Source organism: Glacieibacterium sp. (assembly GCF_965200405.1).
In the GTDB taxonomy this organism is placed as follows: Bacteria; Pseudomonadota; Alphaproteobacteria; order Sphingomonadales; family Sphingomonadaceae; genus Glacieibacterium.
Window position 1 is genome coordinate 2,786,073 of sequence record NZ_OZ241356.1, and the last position, 18,829, is coordinate 2,804,901.

Below are 18,829 nucleotides of genomic sequence, written 5' to 3' on the forward strand. Positions count from 1 at the left end.
GGTAATACTGTTCGGCTCAGCCCGCATCGAAGTCGGGCCCGAGCGCGTTGCCGCCCAGGCCCGACCCTTTGAACTACATGAGCTTGTCCAACGTGATCGGCAGGTCGCGGATCCGCTTGCCGGTCGCATTGTAGATTGCGTTGGCGACCGCCGCGGCGACGCCGGTGATTCCGATCTCGCCGATACCGCGGGCTCCCATCGGTGCGTGAGGATCCGGAATATCGGTCCAGATCACTTCGATCTCGGGCACGTCCATGTGCACCGGCACGTGATATTCCGCGAGGCTCGGATTCATGATGCGACCGAGCCGTTCGTCGAACTGCGTCTCCTCCATCAGCGCCAGGCCCAGCCCCATGATGATGCCGCCGCGGAACTGGCTCATTGCCGTCTTGGGGTTGAGGATGCGACCACAGTCGAACGAGCCGAGGAAGCGCCGCACACGGACCTCACCGGTGATCACGCTCACGGCGACCTCGCAGAACATCGCACCGTGGCTGTGCATCGACCAGTGTTGCAGCTCGAGCGGTGGCGGCGCCGAGCCTTCGACCACAAGCTCATCGCGCTGCGCCCGCGACAGTATCGAAACGTAGCTTTCATGGCGCTCCGGCTCATCGAGTTTGGCGAGCCCGCCGTCGACGCTTCCAACTTCCTCAGCCTTCAGCCCGGCCAGCGGTGAATCATTACCAGCCAGCTTGAGCAACTCCGAGACCAGTTCACGATGCGCGGCGATGACCGAGAAGCCGATCGACGCGGTCTGCTGCGATCCGCCCGCCAGCACCACGCCGGGCTGAAAGCTGTCGCCATAGCGAAACTCGACCTTGTCGAGCGGCAGCCCCAGCCGATCGGCGACCACCTGGGTATGGGCGGTCATCGTGCCCATGCCCATTTCGTGCGCGGCGATCTCGACGATAACTGCGCCACCTCGCGACAGGATCATGCGCGCTGCACCGCCGGGCATGCGGTGGTAGGGATAGGTCGCGGTCGCGACGCCCATGCCGATCTGCCACTCACCCTCGCGCCGCTCGCCGGGAGCGCCGCGCTTGGACCAGCCGAAACGTTCGGCGCCATCGCGGTAAGCCTTTTCGGTATCGCGCTGCGATGGCGGCGCGCCGGTGACCGGGTCCGTCTCCGGCTCGTTCTTCAGCCGCAGCTCGATCGGGTCCATGCCCATCTCGACCGCAAGCTCGTCGACCGCGGACTCCAGCGCAAAGGTGCCGACTGCTTCGCCCGGCGCACGCATGAAGGTGTTGGCGAGCATGTCGACCGTCGCGACTTCCAGGTCGAACTTGAGGCTGCCGCTCGAATAGGCACTCATTACCGGCAGGATGAAGGGCTCGGGCATCGCGTTGTGCGGGCTGATCACCACCGTGCCGGTATGGAGCAACGCATCGAACGTGCCATCCGCCTGCGCCGCGATGGCGACGCGCTGCTCGGTCGAAGTACGACCACCAACGATCCGGTAAACGCCTTCGCGCGACAGCATCAGGCGTACCGGACGACCAGACAATCGGGCCCCTGCCGCAGCCAGGACCTGGTGCCACCACAGGCACTTGCCACCGAAGCCTCCACCAACGAACGGCGAGGTAACGTGAACCTGCTCCTCCTCGATGCCGAAGACTTGGCCGAGGCTCCAGGCGGTGTGCGACACCAGCTGCGAGGCGTCGTGGACTCGCAGCGTATCGCCCTCCCAAGCGACCGTACAGGCATGGAGCTCGATGGCATTATGGCTGTGGCGCGGCGTCGTGTAAGTGCGATCGACCGTGTGCGGCGAGGTGGCGAGGGCCTTGTCCGCGTCGCCCTTGTCCATCTTGAGTGGCTGGCCCATGAACTGCCCGGTCTCGGTACCCTTCGCCTTGGCCGCGGCGAACGAGGTCACCGACGCCTCGGTCGCATATTCGAAGCGGAGCAGGGACCTGGCGTGATCCGCGCTTTCCTGCGTCTCTGCCAGCACCAGTCCGATCGGCTGGCCGCTCCAGTGGACTCGGTCGTCCTGCATGATCGGCAGGTCGATGCCACCGGCCGCCTTCGGCTGCGTCATGAACAGCGGCACGTTCGCCATTTTCGGGGCGTTGAGATGGGTCATCACGAGCGCCACGCCCGGCACGGCCTCCGCCGCCGACGTGTCGACACGAGTAATCCGTCCCTTGACCACGCTGCTGAACGCAATCGAGGCATACAGCATGCCGTCCAGCGGAAACTCGGCCGCGAATGGCGCCGCGCCGCGCACTTTGAGCGGACCGTCGAGGCGTGACAGCGGCTTGCCGATATTTCCGTGCTGCTCGCGGATCAGCGGGTCCGGCCTGCCGCCAGGGATGAAGCTGTCGGGCGCAAGCTGGACGGCCCTTTGCTTGGCCATCTGGACGAGGCCCTGGACTGCATCCTTGGCGTCTTCGAGGATGTTGCTCATGAGGTGACTCCTGCCAGTTCGGCCAGCACCGCGGTCATGGTCCGGGCCGCCAGCTCGATCTTGAATCCATTGTCGTTGAGCGGCCTCGCGTCCGCGAGTTCCGCATCGGCTGCGGCGCGAAACGCCTGCAAAGTTGCCGGTCCGCCTCTCAGCATCGTTTCCGCCTTGAATGCTCGCCACGGCTTGTGCGCCACGCCGCCGAGCGCCAGCCGAACATCGCCGACCTTCCCGCCGCTGACCTCCAGCGCCGCAGCGACCGAGATCAGCGCAAAGGCGTAGCTCGCGCGGTCGCGGACCTTGCGATAGGTCGAATGCGCCGCGAAGCCGAGAGCCGGCAACTCGATCGCGGTGATCAGCTCGCCGGGCTGAAGCACGCTCTCCAAATCCGGCCTGTCGCCGGGCAGCAAATGGAAATCGGCCATCGGCACTTGCCGCTCGCCATCCGCGGAGCGGAGATGGACCACCGCATCCAGAGCAGCCAACGCTACGCACATATCCGAGGGATGGGTCGCCACACAGGCTTCCGAAGCACCGAGGATTGCATGAATGCGGTTGAAGCCGCCAGCCGCGTCACAGCCTGCGCCGGGCTCGCGCTTGTTGCAGCGCGATCCTTCGGTGTCGTAGAAATAGGTGCAACGGGTGCGTTGGAGCAGGTTGCCGCCGACCGTCGCCATGTTGCGGATCTGGGCACTTGCCCCGGCCAGGATCGCCCGGGCAAGGACCGGATAGCGGGTACGGACCGCACGGTGCGCCGCCAGCGCGCTGTTCCTGACGCCGGCGCCGATCAACAGGCTGCCGTCGTCACGCTCGTCGATCGTGTCGAACAAGCCAGTGACATCGACCAGCGCGCTCGGCCGCTCGACCGTCTCGCGCATCAGGTCGACGAGGTTGGTGCCGCCGCCTAGGAACTTGGCACCGGCCACGGCGCCGAGGTCGATCGCGCGGGCAGCATCACCGGCGCGCGAATAGGTGAACGGGTTCATTCGGCTGGCTCCTTGTTCAGCGCCAGTCGGTCATGCGAGCCAGGCTCGTTGCCCTGGACGTCGCTGCCATAGACCTCGTCGCCATAGACTTCGCTGATCGCATCGATGATGCCGTTATGCGCGCCGCATCGGCACAAGTTACCGCTCATGCGCTCCTGGAACTCGGCTCGGTCGATGGCCACGGTCTCGGCGGCGAGGTCATGCGTCACATTGCTGGGGATTCCGCGCTGGATTTCGGCCGCCATGCCGATCGCGGAGCAGATCTGCCCCGGCGTGCAATAGCCGCACTGGAAGCCGTCGTGTTCTATGAAGGCGGCCTGTAGCGGGTGGAGCACACCGCCCTCGCTCAAGCCTTCGACCGTCGTCACCGCGCGGCCCTCGAACTGGACCGCGAGCGCCAGACACGAGATGATGCGCTCACCATCGACCAACACGGTGCAGGCGCCGCACGCGCCTTGGTTGCAACCGACCTTGGTACCGCTCAGGTGCAGATGCTCGCGCAGCAGGTCTAGTAGGGAAACGCGCGGATCGTCGGGGACAGACACCGCTAAGCCGTTCACTTGGATGGGCATTGATTGTGCCTCCTTCTGTGCCGCGCATCTAGTTGCTCGGAATATCGTCAACAACACGCGAGGGCTTCGTGCCGCCGCGTATTTCAAACCCCGCAACGCCCGAGAGGGTTGCGTGACGATTGCTCAGCGTTGCTGGTGCATGTCCATCAGCCGATCCATCGGCATCATGTTGGCATTCAGGTTGGACATGATCCACAGCGAGCCTGCGCCGACCAGCACGACGATCAGGATGCCGAACGCCAGCGCCATGACGTTGTTGGTGTTGTCCGGCCCCGTCGAAATGTGGAGGAAGAAGGTCAGGTGAATGCCCATCTGCGCCACCGCGAGAACGCAAAGCCCTATCGCTACGCCGGGCTGCCAGAACAGGTCGCTGGCACCAACCCAGAACGACATGCCGGTCAATGCCGCCGCCAGGATGAAGCCGACGCTGTAGCCGATCACGCCACGGATCGGACTCTTGCGGTCCTCGCCTGGAACGATGCCGGTGTCGTGGGCCGGCTTGCCGGTATCGGACTCGCGCGTATTCTCCATCATCGGACTCCGAGCAGGTAGACGACGGTCAGCACGCCGACCCAGACGATATCGAGGGCATGCCAGAACAGCGTAAGGCACAGCAGCCGACGCATGATGTCCTCGCGAAAGCCCTTGGCGAAGATCTGCGCCATCATCGTGCCGATCCACAGCAGTCCGGCGCCAACGTGCACACCGTGGCAGCCGACCAGTGCAAAGAACGCTGACAAGAAGGCGCTGCGATCCGGGCCCGCGCCCTGCTGCATCAACGAACTGAATTCGTGAAGCTCGAGAGCCAGGAAGCCCAAGCCGAGCAGCCCGGTGACGAGCAGCGCGACCTGCGTCCAGAACATGCTGCGCGCCTCGGCCGCGAGCGTCGCCATGCCGCAAGCGAAGGTCGAGGTCAGCAGCAGGCCGGTCTCGATCGCGACAAGGTCGAGGTGGAAGAGCTGGCGGCCGGATGGTCCACCTGCCGTCGCGCCCGACAACACCGCGTAGGCGGCGAAAAACGCGGAGAACATGATGATGTCGGAGATCAGGAATATCCAGAAACCATAGCCGACAATGATGCGCTTGTTGGGCGCGTCGTCCTCGCCGCCGCCGACGATGATCGGGCGGTCGTCCTGGTCGGGATTACGCCCCAGCTGGTGCGGATCGGCGCGAGGTGCTGCTGCGGCGGCGCTCACGTCGATGCTACCCGGTCGCGCAGCGCCGCCTCTCGGACAGCGCGGAACGCGGTTCCGGTGCGCTCGACCTCGGCTTGCGGGACCTCGTAATCGGCACGGTCACGCCATGCGAAGACGACGAAGGTGGCGAAAGCTCCGGCTAGGCCGAGCAACGCCATCCACCAGATATGCCAGACCATCGCAAAGCCGGTGACCACCGCAAAAAAGGCGCAGACAAAACCGGTCGGGCTGTTCTTGGGCATCTCGATCGCCTTGTACTCGGGAACGTCGCTCATCTTCTGGGTTTCGATTGCGCGCTGCTTGACCCCCCAATAGGCTTCCTCGCCCTCGACGTTGGGGATCACGGCAAAGTTGTAGGCAGGCGGCGGAGACGAGGTCGCCCATTCCAGGCTACGCCCGTCCCACGGATCACCGGTAGCATCCCGGCGTTGATCGCGGGTCCGCACAGACACCACCAATTGAATCATCAGGCAGGCGATGCCGCACAGGATCGTCGCTGCACCGGCCCACGCGACGTAGAGCAGCGGTATCCATGACGGATCGACGGTGTGCTGGGTTCGCCTCGTCATACCCATCAGCCCAAGCGCATAGAGCGGCATGAAGGCGAGGTAGAAGCCGACGAACCAGCACCAGAACGCTCGCTTGCCCCAACTCGAATCGAGGGTGAACCCGAAGGCCTTCGGAAACCAGTAGGTGTACCCCGCAAACGCCCCGAAGATGACGCCACCGATGACGACGTTGTGGAAGTGCGCAACCAGGAACAGGCTATTGTGCAGGACGAAGTCAGCGGGCGGTACCGCCAGCAGGACACCGGTCATACCGCCGATGACGAAGGTCACCATGAAGCCGATCGCCCACAGCAACGGCGCCTCGAAGCGGATGCGGCCGCCGTACAGGGTGAACAGCCAGTTGAAGACCTTCACACCAGTCGGCACCGCGATGATCATCGTCATCACACCGAAGAAGCCGTTGACGTCGGCGCCCGCGCCCATCGTGAAGAAATGGTGGAGCCAGACGACGAACGACAGGACGCAGATCGCCATAGTTGCCATGACCATCGAGCGATAGCCGAACAACGGCTTGCCAGAGAAGGTCGAGATCACCTCCGAAAATATGCCGAAGGCCGGAAGGATCAGGATGTAGACCTCAGGATGACCCCAGGCCCAGATGAGGTTGACGTACATCATCGGGTTGCCGCCCGCTTCGTTGGTGAAGAAGTGGAAGCCGAGGTAGCGGTCGAGCAGCAGCATCGCGAAGGTCGCGGTCAGGATCGGGAAGGCCGCGACGATCAGCAGGTTCGACGCCAGCGCGGTCCAGCAGAAGATCGGCATCCGAGTGTACGTCAGCCCTGGAGCCCGCATCTTGAGGATCGTCGTCACCAGGTTGATTCCCGACAGCAACGTTCCAACCCCGGCAATCTGCAGCGCCCACAGATAGTAGTCGACCCCGACGCCCGGCGAGAAACGCAACTCGGACAGCGGCGGATAGGCCAGCCAGCCGGTCCGCGCATATTCGCCGATGACCAGCGACACGTTCATCAATAACACCCCCGACGCGGTCATCCAGAAGCTGACCGAATTGAGTGTCGGAAACGCCACGTCGCGGATGCCGAGCTGCAGTGGCACGGCGAAGTTCATCAGCCCGACCATCAGCGTCATGCCGACGAAGAAGATCATGATCGTGCCATGCGCCGAGAAGATCTGTGCATAATGCTCGGGCGGAAGGAAGCCCGGCGCGCCGGCGACCGCCAGTGCCTGTTGCGAACGCATCATCATTGCGTCGACGAAGCCACGCATAAGCATGATGCCGCCGAGGCCGAAATACATTACGCCGATGCGCTTGTGGTCGACGCTGGTTATCCACTCGCGCCACAGGTAGGGCCAATGACGCTTGATCGTCAGCCACGCCAGGATGCTGCCCACTACCAGGATCAGAACGATCGACGTGCCGAGGGCGATCGGCTCCTTGAACGGGATCGCGTCCCACGACAGGCGGCCGAGCAGGGTCAAGACTTGGGTCCTGGAACAGCGGTGCGCAGGGTCGGCGCCGCGGGAAAGCGCATCGCGACGACCGTCTCGAACAAGTCGGGCGCTACGGCACGATAGGTATAGGGCTGCACCGCCTTGCTCTCGCCGGTCAACGCCATATAGCCGGTGCGGTCGAGCACCGGTCCTGCGGCGCGCGCGCCCGCAATCCAAGCAGCGAACTGCGCCGCGTCCACCGCGTCGACGTTGAAGCGCATGTCGGAAAAGCCTTCACCGCTATACATGGCGGACAGGCCGGGATAGCGGCCGGGCTTATCGGCCATCAGGTTGAGCCGCGTCGCCATGCCCGCCATCGTGTAGATCTGGCTGCCGAGCTGGGGCACGAAGAAGCTGTTCATCACCGTGGCCGAGGTCAGGCGGAAGGTGACCGGAGTACCCGCCGGGACGACCAGCCGGTTGACGCTGGCGACACCCTGCGCCGGGTAGATGAACAGCCATTTCCAATCGAGCGAGACGACCTCGACGACCAGCGGCTGGACTTTCGACGCCAATTGTCGCGGCGGGTCGAGATCGTGCGCGCTGACCCAGCCGATGCCGCCGAGCAGCAGCACGACCATCGCCGGCACGCCCCAGACGACGAGCTCGATCTGCCCCGAATAGCTCCACTCAGGCCGATGTTTGGCCTTGGTGTTGGAGGCGCGAAACCACCAGGCGAAGGCAAGGGTCGCAAGGATGGTCGGCACGACAACGGCCAGCATGATCGCCAGCGAGTTGAGCAAGATGGTCTTCTCCGCTGCCGCTACCGGCCCTTGCGGATCGAGTACCCCACGGCTGCAGCCCGCCAGCAGCAGCGAAAAGCTACCGAGAATAGCTACCCGCGACGCGGAAATGTGAGCGTTAACGTTCATCGCACGACGCGGTGCGCGCCGCCCGTGCTCGCGTCAATTGTACAAAATGTAGCTACTCGGGTGGCGTATCCGTCACGACCGATTTGACCTGGATCGAGGCCGCCTCGGTTGGTCAATTGACATCGCGATCTTGTACCTTAGCCTGTCGCAACAATGGATAGGATCGTCATGCGCCGGACTGGGATACTGCCCCTCACATTCGCGTGTCTGATTTCGGGAGCCTCGGCGTCCGGCCAACCATTACCAGCACCGGCGAGCTATCCTCCGATACGTGCGGAGAATGGACTGCTCAATCATCACGAGCTGTCCGTCGATATGGCGGAAGCGATCGCGCGCGCGGCTATCGTGCGCTGCCGGCAAATGGGCTTCCGGACGACCATCACCGTGCTCGACTCTGCAGGATTGATGAAGGCGTTTCTGCGAGATGAGGGGACCGGACCTCACACGATCGGGCTGTCACGCGCGAAAGCATACACCGCGCTGACGCTCGCCAGCCGCTTCGCTACATCCGGCGCCTTCGCCACCGCACGGAACTCCACGCTCGGCTCGCCAATGTCGAACGTCGAGGGCGTCGTCGGCGTCGCGGGTGGTGTACCCATCAGTTATCATGACGAGGTGATCGGCGCGGTCGGATCGTCTGGAGCGGTCGGTGGTGACAAAGACGAAATCTGCTCGAACGCCGGTATCGCGGCGGTGGCCGACAAGCTCAAATAGTCATCGGCAGCCACCAGCGTAGAACCCGACAAATGCGCAGCGCGGAAGGCGCTACTTGCCTCCGGCAGTCACTTCAGGCTGCATCCAGTGAAGATTATCCGGACGCGGGATGAAGGCCAGCCGGGTCGAAGGACCATCGCCCGAAGGCAGGGCCCGATGCCAACGTCCGGTCGGCGCCGATATCAGGTCTCCCTCCTGGGCAGTGATCAGCTTCTCGCCTTCTACCAGGAACTGCTGCGTGCCTTCGATGATCAGCCAGAACTCGGGGAAGTTTGCATGGAAGTGACCCCAGGCTGTGTCGGGTGGTGTGGGTACGCCCTTTGGTGAACGCAGGATCGTCACATAGCTGTGGTCGTCGCGTAACCAGACGCCGATCTTCTCTCCGCCCTGCACGATCTGCTTGTCGAAATCGATGAAGGGCCGGTTGATGCTATCGTAGTCGCCATGGCCGGAATAGACAGCCTGGACATATTTGAAGCCCGGTACTGGCGTCGGTGTCTCGTTGACCGGATACTGCGGCGGCTCTCCTGCAGGGCGCACTTCGAAGCGTAGGCTGGCCTCGTTGCCAATCGTTTCCAGGGTGTATTGCAGACGCTTAGGCACCTGAACTAGGAAATGCTTCGACGCTACAAAAGGCTCCTGACCTTCTATGGTTACGCGGATAGAACCCTGCTGGACCTCGAAGTAGACCCGGTCGTCCGCGTAAAATACCGTCTTAGTCTTGTGTCCCGGCGCTAGGGAAATCCACTGCGCGATAACGTCGTGATTGATAGCGACCGTCTCGGCCCAGTCGCCCTGACCCTTATGCTTCGCGAGCACGTCAGCAAGGTGCCAGACCGGACGATTGATCTTGTCGAATGCCAGCATTGGATCAGGCTTGGAAGCCCAGGCCAACACAGACTTCTCTTTAGCGGGCGGCGCAGCCGCCGGCGTCTGACTCCAAGCACCGCTGGCGACACCTACACCCCCAAGAGCAAGAATACAGGCTGTACCGGTGATCGTGGCGATACGCATCTTTTCCCCCAAGGCATTTTTCGGCTTTTGTCGAGGCTAGCTGCGAGTTGGCGCTTCGTCTACCGTGTGACCGCATCGGGACTCTTGCCGTCATGTAAAAGTTGTCCGTGCAGATCTCGCTTCCGGAATAACCGTCGTATGTTTAAGGCGCCTCCACTCTATGACAGCCGCCGACCATAGACCTTATGGTTCTTAAAAGTCGGCTGACTGCTACAGGAACTTTGGAAAGAGCCGAGCGAGGCAGTTGGCTTGGCCTCGTCGCTCTGGCGATAGCCGCATTCATTGCTGCTGCATTGACAGCCACTGCCTATTGGCCGGGATTGATGAGTTGGGACCCGGTGCGGCAGTACGGCGAAGCCCTGAGCGGCGACATCACCGACTGGCATCCGCCCATGATGCAGTGGGTTTGGCGGGGACTATTGAGGCTGCACGCCGGGCCGGCTCCGATGATGCTGCTGGAACTGGTGCTCTACTGGGGCGGGTTGACCCTGTTTGCAGCAACCATGTGGCGGCGTAACCGACCGCGTCTGGCGTGGTGGTTACTGGCGTGTGGGCTGTTCCCGCTAGGATTGGTGCTCACGGGTACCATCTTGAAGGACTCGCTGATGGCGGGAGCACTTGTCGCCGCAACGTCTATTTTGGTTGCGCGTGGTAGAAGACGCCGGGCAGCGACGACGACGGTAGCTGTGCTGTTTTTGTTTTTTGCGGCGGCGCTGCGCTTCAACGCATTCACCGCGTGCCTGCCGCTGCTTGTTGCTCTGCTGCCGCAAGCCTGGCGGCGCACGTGGCCCCGACTTGGGGCAAGTTGTCTGGTTGCGACCGCGGCGCTGATGCTCAGCATGCCCGTTGTCAACTGGCTCATCGGTGCAACTCGGAGCGGAGTTCAGCTATCGCTCGTGATCTTCGACCTGGGTGGCATCACCAAGTATAGCGGGATCAACGTATTTCCCCCCGAGTTGAAGGTGGCCGACGCCGTTCGCGTCAACCATGGCTGCTATACTCCAGTAAAGTGGGACAGCTATTCCGACTGGGTCGATCCGGAATGCCCGCTTGGTTTCAGCGCCTGGAACGACCTGCCTGTTTCACCGCATCCTTATGCAAGCTGGCTCCGCGCAGTGCTTGCTCATCCGTTTGCCTATGCTCGACACCGTCTTGTCCACTTTGCGATTAACACCCGCCTTGTCCCTGTAGCGGATACTGTGGAGCGGCCAGTGCCGGCGGCAAGTGCGCCAAATGTTTGGGGTTTTCACGTCACCGACAACCCCGGTCTACGGCTGCTCGATACGCTGGCCGTCACCATGGCGCATACGCCCTTGGGCTGGCCGATCGTCTGGATCGCGCTAGCGCTGGGTGCGGTGATAGTCGGGCGGGGTGGTCCCAACGCATCGTTGATCGTGCCGCTAGCTCTGTCGTCATTACTGTATGGAACGGGCTATCTGGCGTTCAGCGTGGCGGCGGAGCTTAGATATCATCTGTGGACTGGCTTGGCTGCCCTACTCGCAACAGTCCTAGTGGCGGGGGATGGAAGAGCGATACCGGTCCGCCGGCTGTGCTTCGCATATGCACCGACGGTCTTGGTGGTGCTTGCCGGTGCAGGGATAAGGTTGTTCGCCCGTTGATCGTTAAATAGTCGGTTCCTGCAGCTTGATCCTGCCTTCGCTGAATGTCGGAACGCGCAGCATCTCGACCAGCGCATCGGCGACAACTTGAGGAGCTTTCAAAGTCGCCTCGTCCTCCCCCGGAAAGGCACGGGCCCGCATCTTCGTCCGCGTCTTGCCTGGATCGAGGATCGCAACCCGGACCGGCGTCGTGTTGGCGACCTCCTCGGCGTACGTCAGGACCAGCGTATCGAGCGCCGCCTTGGTCGCCGCGTAGGGGCCCCAGAACGGCCGCGGCGTCATCGCCACCGAGGAAGTCAAAGAAATTAACCGACCGGCATCACTCGCCCTGAGAAGCGGATCGAATGCACGGATCAGTCGCATGTTTGCGGTCAAGTTCAGCGATACGACGAGATCGAACTCTTTTAAATCGATGTGCGGCACCGGCGTCAGGCTGCCAAGTGTGGCGGCGTTAAGCACAAGGATGTCCAGCTTGCCCCAGCGGGTCGCAAGCGCCCCGGCCAGTCGATCGATCGCGTCGTAGTCTCGCAGGTCGAGTGGCGCGATCGTTGCCTTCCCGCCGGCAGCGTGGATGCGGTTCTCGACCTCGATAAGCCCGGCCTCGGTCCGTCCGGTCAGGACGACGTGCACGCCAGCCGCCGCCAGCGCCTCGGCAGTAGCGGCGCCAATACCGCGCGATGCCCCGGTGACAAGGGCAAGCTTGCCGGAAAGCGGCGAAGTGGATGCGTCAGGCAAAAAAGACCTCAATTATTCGAAACTTGCGACGAGACGTCCGGAACTGCGTCGCCGCCTATATCATCCGCTCAGATAGCATCGACAACTGATCGGGAACCTCGAGCTCGTCCTGATCCGTCAAGCGTGTCGGATAGTCACCGGTGAAACAGGCATCGCAATACTGCGGAGCTGCTTCGTCGCGTAATTCCTCGCCCAACGCGCGGTAGAGACCGTCGTTGGACAGAAACGCGAGGCTATCGACCTTGATGTACTCGCGCATCCGCTCGACATCCATGTTGGCGGCAAGCAGCTTGGAACGCTCCGGCGTGTCGACGCCGTAATAGCAGCTGTGGCGCGTTGGCGGCGAAGCGATCCGCATATGGACTTCCTCGGCACCGGCATCGCGGAGCATCTGGACGATCTTGAAGCTGGTCGTACCGCGAACGATCGAATCGTCGATCAGGACGATACGCTTGCCGTTGATCAGTGCGCGGTTGGCGTTGTGCTTCAGCTTAACGCCAAGGTTGCGGATCTGGTCGCCGGGCTGGATGAACGTGCGCCCGACGTAATGCGAGCGGATGATGCCGAGTTCGAACGGAATACCCGACTCCTGGGCAAAGCCGATCGCGGCGGGCGTTCCTGAATCGGGAACCGGCACGACCATGTCGGCGACCACCGGGCTTTCGAGCGCCAACTGCTGACCGATCCGCTTGCGGACCTGGTACACGCTGGCACCGTCGACGACCGAGTCAGGGCGCGAGAAATAGACGTGCTCGAAGATGCAGGGCCGCGGGCGGTAGGTGCCGAACGGACGGAGTGAGCGAAGGCCGCGTGCCGTGATGACGATCAACTCGCCAGGCTCGACAGCCCGCAGGAAGGTGGCGCCCATGACGTCGAGGGCGACCGTCTCCGAAGCGAGGATGTAGCTATCGCCCAGACGTCCAAGCACCAGCGGCCTAATACCGAGGGGATCGCGGCAGGCGATCATGCCTTCGCCGGTCAGGCACAACAGGCTGTATGCGCCTTCGACCTGTTTCAGCGCGTCGATGAAGCGGTCGAGCAGAGTGCGGTAGGTGCTGGTGGCGACAAGGTGGATGATGACTTCGGTGTCGCTGGTCGACTGGAAGATCGAGCCGCGGCGGACAAGCTCGCGACGCAACTTGCCGGCGTTGGAGATGTTGCCGTTGTGACCGATCGCGAAGCCGCCCGACGACAGTTCGGCATAGAGCGGCTGGACGTTGCGCAACGCGGTTTCGCCGGTCGTGGCGTAGCGGTTGTGCCCGATGGCGATGTCGCCCTTGAGCTTGCGGATGACTTCGTCCGAGTCGAAATTGCCGGCGACGTGACCCATGGCTCGGTGGGTGTGAAAGTCCTTGCCGTCGAAGGTGGTGATTCCGGCGGCTTCCTGGCCACGGTGCTGCAGCGCGTGCAGGCCCAGCGCGGCGAGGGCGGCGGCACCTTCGGCACCGTAGACGCCGATGACTCCACACTCCTCGTGGAGGTGATCGTCTTCCCACGGGTCCGTGGTCAGCATGTTGTCCATAAGGACTCTCGTCTCGCTTGGCGGCTTGGCCCGCCATATAGGGAGGCGAGGGCGGCTTGTCGCCCCCTCGTTACGCATGGGTGACGGATGTTGGACGAGATACGCGAAACCGGACTTAAACTTGACCCGAAATGGGACGAGCGTGGCCTAATTCAGGCAGTTGCGAGCGATGCGGTAAGCGGCGAGTTGTTGATGGTGGCTCATATGAATGCCGAGGCGCTGGAAAAAACCCTCGCCACCGGCGAGGCGCACTACTGGTCCCGCTCTCGCGCCGAGGTCTGGCACAAGGGCGGCACCTCGGGGAATGTGCAGCGCATCGCCGGCGTCAGGATCGACTGCGACCAGGACGCGGTATGGCTGCTCGTCCATCCCGCCGGACCCGCCTGCCACACCGGCGAAGCGAGTTGCTTCTACCGGCGTGTCGAGGCGGACGGCGACCTTACGCGACTTTGAAGCCTTCGAAGTTCATGCGCTTGGTCAGCTTCTTGTTCTCTTCCTCGCTGAGCGACGCATAAAGCTTGGGGAAGACGACATCTTCTTCCTCGCGAACATGCGCCTCGATGTCCGACTTCAGCTCCTGCAAGCGCGTCAGCCAGGCGGGCGAGGCCTTGTCGATCTGCTCCAGGTCGTACAGGCCCTGCTTAACCTCGGCATTATGGTCCTGGCCGAGCTCGTTGGCGGCTTCGACTTCGCCCGAGGCGCGCAGAGCGCAGTAGATCACGTCCTCTTCCTGGATGGCGTGCTTGCCAAGCGCGTGCTGTAGCGAAAACAGCAGCGCGGCGCGCTTCTTGGTGTCTTCCTCGGTTGTCTTCTCGAGCGTCTCGATGATGCCCATCGCCAACTTGTGCTCGGCCTTCAGACCCTCGAACCAGTCGCCGGCCGATGCAGTGATCGCCTGTACTGCGGCCTTGCGCCCGACCGCGGCAGCGATGCCGAGGCCAAAGCCGACGACGCCCGCGAGCAGTGCGCCGTTGCCGTTATCGTTTGAACTCGCTCCGTAATTCGTCGCCATGTTCGTCACTCCGTCTGGGGGGTGCCGCCTCAAACCGGCGGCAAGGACGAGGTTCCGAATTGCGAATCGGTCGCGGCGGCTCAGGCGGCCTCCTCGAACAGCTCCCGCCCGATCAAGTAGCGGCGGATTTCCGACGTTCCGGCGCCGATCTCGTACAGCTTGGCGTCGCGGAGCAGTCGGCCCGTCGCATAATCGTTGATATAGCCGTTGCCGCCGAGCGCCTGGATCGCCTCCAGCGCCATCCATGTCGCCTTTTCGGCCGAGTAGAGGATGCAGCCGGCGGAGTCCTTGCGCGTCGTTTCACCGCGGTCGCAGGCCTGGGCCACGGCGTAGACATAGGCCCGCGCGGTCGAGGCGGCGACGTACATGTCGGCCAGCTTGCCCTGCATGAGCTGGAAGGTGCCGATCGGCTTGCCGAACTGGCTGCGCTCGTGGACGTACGGCACGACGATATCGAGCGCGGCTGCCATGATGCCGAGCGGTCCGCCCGCCAGCACGACCCGCTCGTAATCGAGGCCCGACATCAGCACTTCGGACCCGCGCCCGACTTCGCCGAGCACATTGTCCGCCGGCACTTCGCAATCCTCGAACACCAGCTCGCAGGTGTCGGAGCCGCGCATGCCGAGCTTGTCGAGCTTCTGCGCCGTCGAGAAGCCCTTCATGCCGCGCTCGATCAGGAAGGCGGTAATGCCGCGCGGCCCGGCCTCGGGGTCGGTCTTGCCGTAGACGACCAGCGTCTCGGCGCTCGGCCCGTTGGTGATCCAGAACTTCGAGCCGTTGAGAACATAGGCGTCGTTGCCCCGGCGCTCGGCGCGCAACCGCATCGAGATGACGTCGGAGCCCGAGCCGCTTTCCGACATCGCCAGCGAGCCGACATGCTCGCCGCTGATCAGCTTGGGCAGATACTTGGCCTTTTGCGCGGAATTGCCCCAGCGGGCGATCTGGTTGATGCACAAATTGGAGTGGGCGCCATAGCTCAGGCCGACCGAGGCCGAGGCGCGGCTGATCTCCTCGACCGCGACGACATGCGCGAGATAGCCCATGCCGGCGCCGCCATCTGCTTCCGAGACGGTGATGCCGTGCAGCCCGAGTTCGCCGATCTTGACCCACAAATCGCGCGGAAAGGTGTTGGTCGCGTCGATCTCGGCAGCGCGTGGCGCGATTTCGGCAGCGGCGAAGGCCCGAACGCTGTCGCGCAGCATCTCGATTTCGTCGCCATGGTCGAAGCGAAGGGCAGTGAACATGTTGAGAATCCGATCCAAAACCGGGTTCACACGGGAATGTGACCGGGCAATATCCTGACACTATAACCAGAAGAACCTGCGCTAAGATCCCCTCTGGAAATCGTGATGTACCATACAGGTTATGTACTACAATGTGACCCTGTAGGAAAGGCTAACATTGAAAGTCATGCCTCGATCTCGACGAGCAAGGTGCCGTCGCCGACCTGATCGCCTTCGCTGACATGGACGGCGGAAACGGTGCCGGCCAGACGGGCGCTGAGGCGGTGTTCCATCTTCATGGCTTCGAGGACGAGGAGCCGGTCGCCGATCGCCACGGCCTGTCCGACGGCGACGTCGAGCGCCAGCACGCGGCCGGGCATCGGGGCGGTGACGCGGGCGTCGCTGGCGAGGCCACGCGGGTCGAGCCGGGCGGGGCGGGTCGACAGCAGCGCGACCTTGCCCGCCAGCCGGACCTCGATCGACGCGCCCGCGATCAGCACGACGGCGCGGACCAGATTGCCGTCGAGATCGGCCTCCAGCGTCAAATCGTCGACCCAGCGCGCGCGGGCGGTGACCGGGGCGGCCAGCCCGCCGACGCGGGTCATGCCATTGGCATTGCTCAGCATCAGCGAGTGCTTTGTCTCGCCCGCATAGAGTTCGAGGCTGCGCTCGGCGGCGAGGTTGACGCGGAAGGTCGCAAAGCGCTCGAACATCGTCGTCGGCGCAGTCGCGGTGCGCGGTGTCGTCAGCGCCAATGCGGCAAGCGCCACCGACTGTTCGGAGACCTCGACCGACGGCACCAGATCGTCGGCATGCCGGCCGATGAAGCCGGTATCGACCTCGCCGGCGCGGAAGGCTGGATGGTCCGCCAGCCGCGCCAGGAAGGCCCGGTTCGACTTGACGCCCTCGACGACGCAGCCATCGAGCGCCGCGACAAGCCGGTCGATTGCGGTGGCGCGGTCGGGGCCATAGGCGATGACCTTCGCAATCATTGGGTCGTAATTGACGGTGATCGCGCTGCCGGTTTCGACACCGCTGTCGATGCGCGTGCCTGGCAAGGTCGGGAAGCGCAGCCGCGACAGCTTGCCGGTCGAGGGCAGGAAGCCGTTGTCGGCATCCTCCGCGTACAGTCGCGCCTCGACCGAATGGCCGATCGCGGTGATCGCATCCTGGTGCGCCGGCAGCATCTCGCCGCGCGCGATGCGCAGCTGCCACTCGACGAGATCGAAGCCGGTGATCGCCTCGGTAACTGGATGTTCCACCTGAAGACGTGTGTTCATCTCCATGAAGTAAAAGGCCGGATCGCCTTCCGCGTCGACGGTGTCGAGGTCGAGGATGAACTCGACGGTGCCGGCCCCCTCGTACTTGATCGCGTGCGCGGCGGTGACTGCGGCAATGCCGAGCGTGTGGCGCAGCCGCTCGCTGAGGCCGGGAGCAGGGGCCTCCTCGATGACCTTCTGATGGCGGCGTTGTAGCGAGCAATCGCGCTCGAACAGATGGACGACGTTGCCGGCCTGGTCGGCGAAGACCTGGACCTCGACGTGGCGCGGCCGGGCGATCAGCTTCTCCAACATGACGCCGTCATTGCCGAACGCCTTGGCGCCCTCACGCTGGCAGCTCAGGAGGTTTTCGGCGAAGCTCTGCGGATCCGGTACCGAGCGCATGCCCTTGCCGCCGCCGCCGGCCACCGCCTTGATCAGCAGGGGGAAGCCGATCTGCGCCGCGGCGCGCTCCAGCCGAACCAGCCCCTGGTCGTTGCCCTGATAGCCCGGCGTGATCGGCACGCCCGCCTTCTTCATCGCTGCCTTGGCAGAGTCCTTCAGGCCCATGACCTGCATCGCTGCGACCGGCGGCCCGACCCAGGTCAGCCCCGCCGCAATGACGCTCTCGGCAAAGCCGGCATTCTCCGACAGGAAGCCATAGCCCGGGTGGACGGCGTCCGCGCCGGTGCGCCGGGCGGCGTCGAGCAGCTTGGCCGGATCGAGGTAGCTTTCGGTCGCCGGCGCCGGGCCGATGTGCACCGCCTGCGTCGCCTCGCGGACATGCGGCGCCGTCGCATCGGCGTCGGAATAGACCGCGACGGTCTCGATGCCCATCGCGTGCGCCGTGCGGATGATCCTCCGGGCGATCTCGCCGCGGTTAGCGATTAGAAGCTTTTTCATGGTGTTACCCAATTCGGCTGACGTCGCTCGATAAAAGCGCCAAGGCCTTCGCGACCTTCGTCGGAGGCGCGGCGAGCGGCGATGCGCGTGGCGGTGTCGGCACGGAGCGTGTCGGTGACCGGCTGCCCGGCGATGTCGCGGACCAGCGTCTTGGCATCGGCGATCGCACCCGGCGCACCGAGGTTCAGCGCATTGAGCCACGCCGCGACCTGCACCTCGGGCTCGTCGCTGACGATATGCGCGAGGCCCATGCCGACCGCAGCCTCGGCGCCGAAATCCTCCGCGGTGAGGAAGTAACGCCGCGCTTGGCTCGCCCCGATCTTGGCGACAACGAACGGCCCAATGGTCGCCGGGATCAGCCCCAGTCGAACCTCCGACAGCCGGAACTGCACCGACGGCCTGACCACGACCAGATCTGCACAAGCGACCAGCCCGACCCCGCCCCCGAAGACGAAGCCGTGCGCCACGACGATCACCGGCTTGGCGCAAGTGTCGATGGCGTTGAGCATGTCCGACAGCCGCAGCGCATCCGCGCGGTTCTCGGCCTCCGACAGTGTCGCAGAGGCGCGCATCCAGCCGGCATCCGCCCCGGCGCAGAAGCTCGGACCGTTGCCGGTGAGAACGACGGCGCGAACGGCCGGGTCGGTGCCCGCTTCGGTGAAAGCGGCGGTCAGTTCAGCAATCGTCGCCGCGTCGAAGGCGTTGTGCTTCACCGGGCGGTTCAACGCGATGCGGCGCGTGCCGGCGCTGTCGGTGGCGACCTCGAGAGCCATCCGC

The 18,829-nt window shown here is 63.9% G+C and carries 17 protein-coding genes; 3 read left to right on the plus strand and 14 right to left on the minus strand.

Annotated features, from left to right (window positions below; genetic code table 11):
* Positions 1-73 precede the first annotated feature (73 nt).
* The 7 genes from ACOFKW_RS12950 to cyoA form a co-directional block, all read right to left on the minus strand.
* Positions 74-2,407: a xanthine dehydrogenase family protein molybdopterin-binding subunit gene (locus ACOFKW_RS12950; RefSeq protein WP_419814563.1), complete on the minus strand. Its 2,334-nt coding sequence runs from the start codon at positions 2,405-2,407 to the stop codon at positions 74-76.
* Complete coding sequence (locus ACOFKW_RS12955) at positions 2,404-3,390, minus strand: FAD binding domain-containing protein (protein ID WP_419814564.1); 987 nt, start codon at positions 3,388-3,390, stop codon at positions 2,404-2,406. The genes ACOFKW_RS12950 and ACOFKW_RS12955 overlap by 4 nt, the downstream gene beginning before the upstream one ends.
* On the minus strand, positions 3,387-3,962 hold the full coding sequence (locus ACOFKW_RS12960; RefSeq protein ID WP_419816940.1) for a 2Fe-2S iron-sulfur cluster-binding protein: 576 nt from the start codon (positions 3,960-3,962) through the stop codon (positions 3,387-3,389). Before ACOFKW_RS12960 ends, ACOFKW_RS12955 begins: the two co-directional genes overlap by 4 nt.
* 123 nt (positions 3,963-4,085) lie before the next feature.
* Positions 4,086-4,496, minus strand: a complete 411-nt coding sequence (gene cyoD, locus ACOFKW_RS12965; RefSeq protein WP_419814565.1) for a cytochrome o ubiquinol oxidase subunit IV — start codon at positions 4,494-4,496, stop codon at positions 4,086-4,088.
* Positions 4,493-5,158 carry a cytochrome c oxidase subunit 3 gene (locus ACOFKW_RS12970; protein ID WP_419814566.1) on the minus strand — a complete coding sequence of 222 codons (666 nt, stop codon included), beginning with the start codon at positions 5,156-5,158 and terminating at the stop codon, positions 4,493-4,495. The genes cyoD and ACOFKW_RS12970 overlap by 4 nt, the downstream gene beginning before the upstream one ends.
* The gene (cyoB, locus tag ACOFKW_RS12975) at positions 5,155-7,161 is read right to left on the minus strand and encodes a cytochrome o ubiquinol oxidase subunit I (RefSeq protein ID WP_419816941.1); all 2,007 of its coding nucleotides are present in this window, start codon (positions 7,159-7,161) and stop codon (positions 5,155-5,157) included. The genes ACOFKW_RS12970 and cyoB overlap by 4 nt, the downstream gene beginning before the upstream one ends.
* A 2-nt stretch (positions 7,162-7,163) precedes the next feature.
* On the minus strand, positions 7,164-8,051 hold the full coding sequence (gene cyoA, locus ACOFKW_RS12980) for a ubiquinol oxidase subunit II (protein ID WP_419814567.1): 888 nt from the start codon (positions 8,049-8,051) through the stop codon (positions 7,164-7,166).
* A 315-nt stretch (positions 8,052-8,366) separates the two neighbouring features.
* Here cyoA and ACOFKW_RS12985 point away from each other — a divergent pair, with 315 nt between their 5' ends.
* Positions 8,367-8,765, plus strand: coding sequence for a GlcG/HbpS family heme-binding protein (locus ACOFKW_RS12985; protein ID WP_419814568.1), 399 nt, complete (start codon positions 8,367-8,369; stop codon positions 8,763-8,765).
* A gap of 51 nt (positions 8,766-8,816) precedes the next feature.
* Here the strand turns inward: ACOFKW_RS12985 and ACOFKW_RS12990 are convergent, their stop codons facing one another.
* Complete coding sequence (locus tag ACOFKW_RS12990) at positions 8,817-9,779, minus strand: cupin domain-containing protein (RefSeq protein WP_419814569.1); 963 nt, start codon at positions 9,777-9,779, stop codon at positions 8,817-8,819.
* 221 nt (positions 9,780-10,000) lie between these two features.
* On the opposite strand from ACOFKW_RS12990, the gene ACOFKW_RS12995 reads away from it, so the two are divergent.
* A complete protein-coding gene (locus ACOFKW_RS12995) occupies positions 10,001-11,398 on the plus strand; it encodes a hypothetical protein (protein ID WP_419814570.1) in 1,398 nt (465 codons plus the stop codon).
* A 3-nt stretch (positions 11,399-11,401) separates the two neighbouring features.
* Here ACOFKW_RS12995 and ACOFKW_RS13000 read toward each other — a convergent pair whose 3' ends face one another.
* Together ACOFKW_RS13000 and purF are read right to left on the minus strand one after the other, a co-directional pair.
* Positions 11,402-12,133: an SDR family NAD(P)-dependent oxidoreductase gene (locus ACOFKW_RS13000; RefSeq protein ID WP_419814571.1), complete on the minus strand. Its 732-nt coding sequence runs from the start codon at positions 12,131-12,133 to the stop codon at positions 11,402-11,404.
* A 55-nt stretch (positions 12,134-12,188) separates the two neighbouring features.
* Positions 12,189-13,646 (minus strand): amidophosphoribosyltransferase, encoded by a 1,458-nt coding sequence (gene purF / locus ACOFKW_RS13005; protein ID WP_419814572.1) that lies wholly within the window; start codon positions 13,644-13,646, stop codon positions 12,189-12,191.
* A 99-nt stretch (positions 13,647-13,745) separates the two neighbouring features.
* Here purF and hisI point away from each other — a divergent pair, with 99 nt between their 5' ends.
* Positions 13,746-14,108 carry a phosphoribosyl-AMP cyclohydrolase gene (hisI, locus tag ACOFKW_RS13010; RefSeq protein WP_419814573.1) on the plus strand — a complete coding sequence of 121 codons (363 nt, stop codon included), beginning with the start codon at positions 13,746-13,748 and terminating at the stop codon, positions 14,106-14,108.
* On the opposite strand, the gene ACOFKW_RS13015 is transcribed toward hisI, so the two are convergent.
* The 4 genes from ACOFKW_RS13015 to ACOFKW_RS13030 all read right to left on the minus strand — a co-directional run bounded on the left by ACOFKW_RS13015 (position 14,095) and on the right by ACOFKW_RS13030 (position 18,825).
* Positions 14,095-14,667, minus strand: coding sequence for a hemerythrin domain-containing protein (locus tag ACOFKW_RS13015; RefSeq protein WP_419814574.1), 573 nt, complete (start codon positions 14,665-14,667; stop codon positions 14,095-14,097). The genes hisI and ACOFKW_RS13015 overlap by 14 nt on opposite strands.
* 80 nt (positions 14,668-14,747) lie before the next feature.
* Entirely contained in the window at positions 14,748-15,911 is a 1,164-nt protein-coding gene (locus ACOFKW_RS13020) for an isovaleryl-CoA dehydrogenase (protein ID WP_419814575.1), read from the minus strand.
* A gap of 164 nt (positions 15,912-16,075) precedes the next feature.
* A complete protein-coding gene (locus ACOFKW_RS13025; RefSeq protein ID WP_419814576.1) occupies positions 16,076-18,052 on the minus strand; it encodes an acetyl/propionyl/methylcrotonyl-CoA carboxylase subunit alpha in 1,977 nt (658 codons plus the stop codon).
* A complete protein-coding gene (locus tag ACOFKW_RS13030) occupies positions 18,049-18,825 on the minus strand; it encodes an enoyl-CoA hydratase-related protein (protein ID WP_419814577.1) in 777 nt (258 codons plus the stop codon). The genes ACOFKW_RS13025 and ACOFKW_RS13030 overlap by 4 nt, the downstream gene beginning before the upstream one ends.
* Between the last annotated feature and the right edge of the window lie 4 nt (positions 18,826-18,829).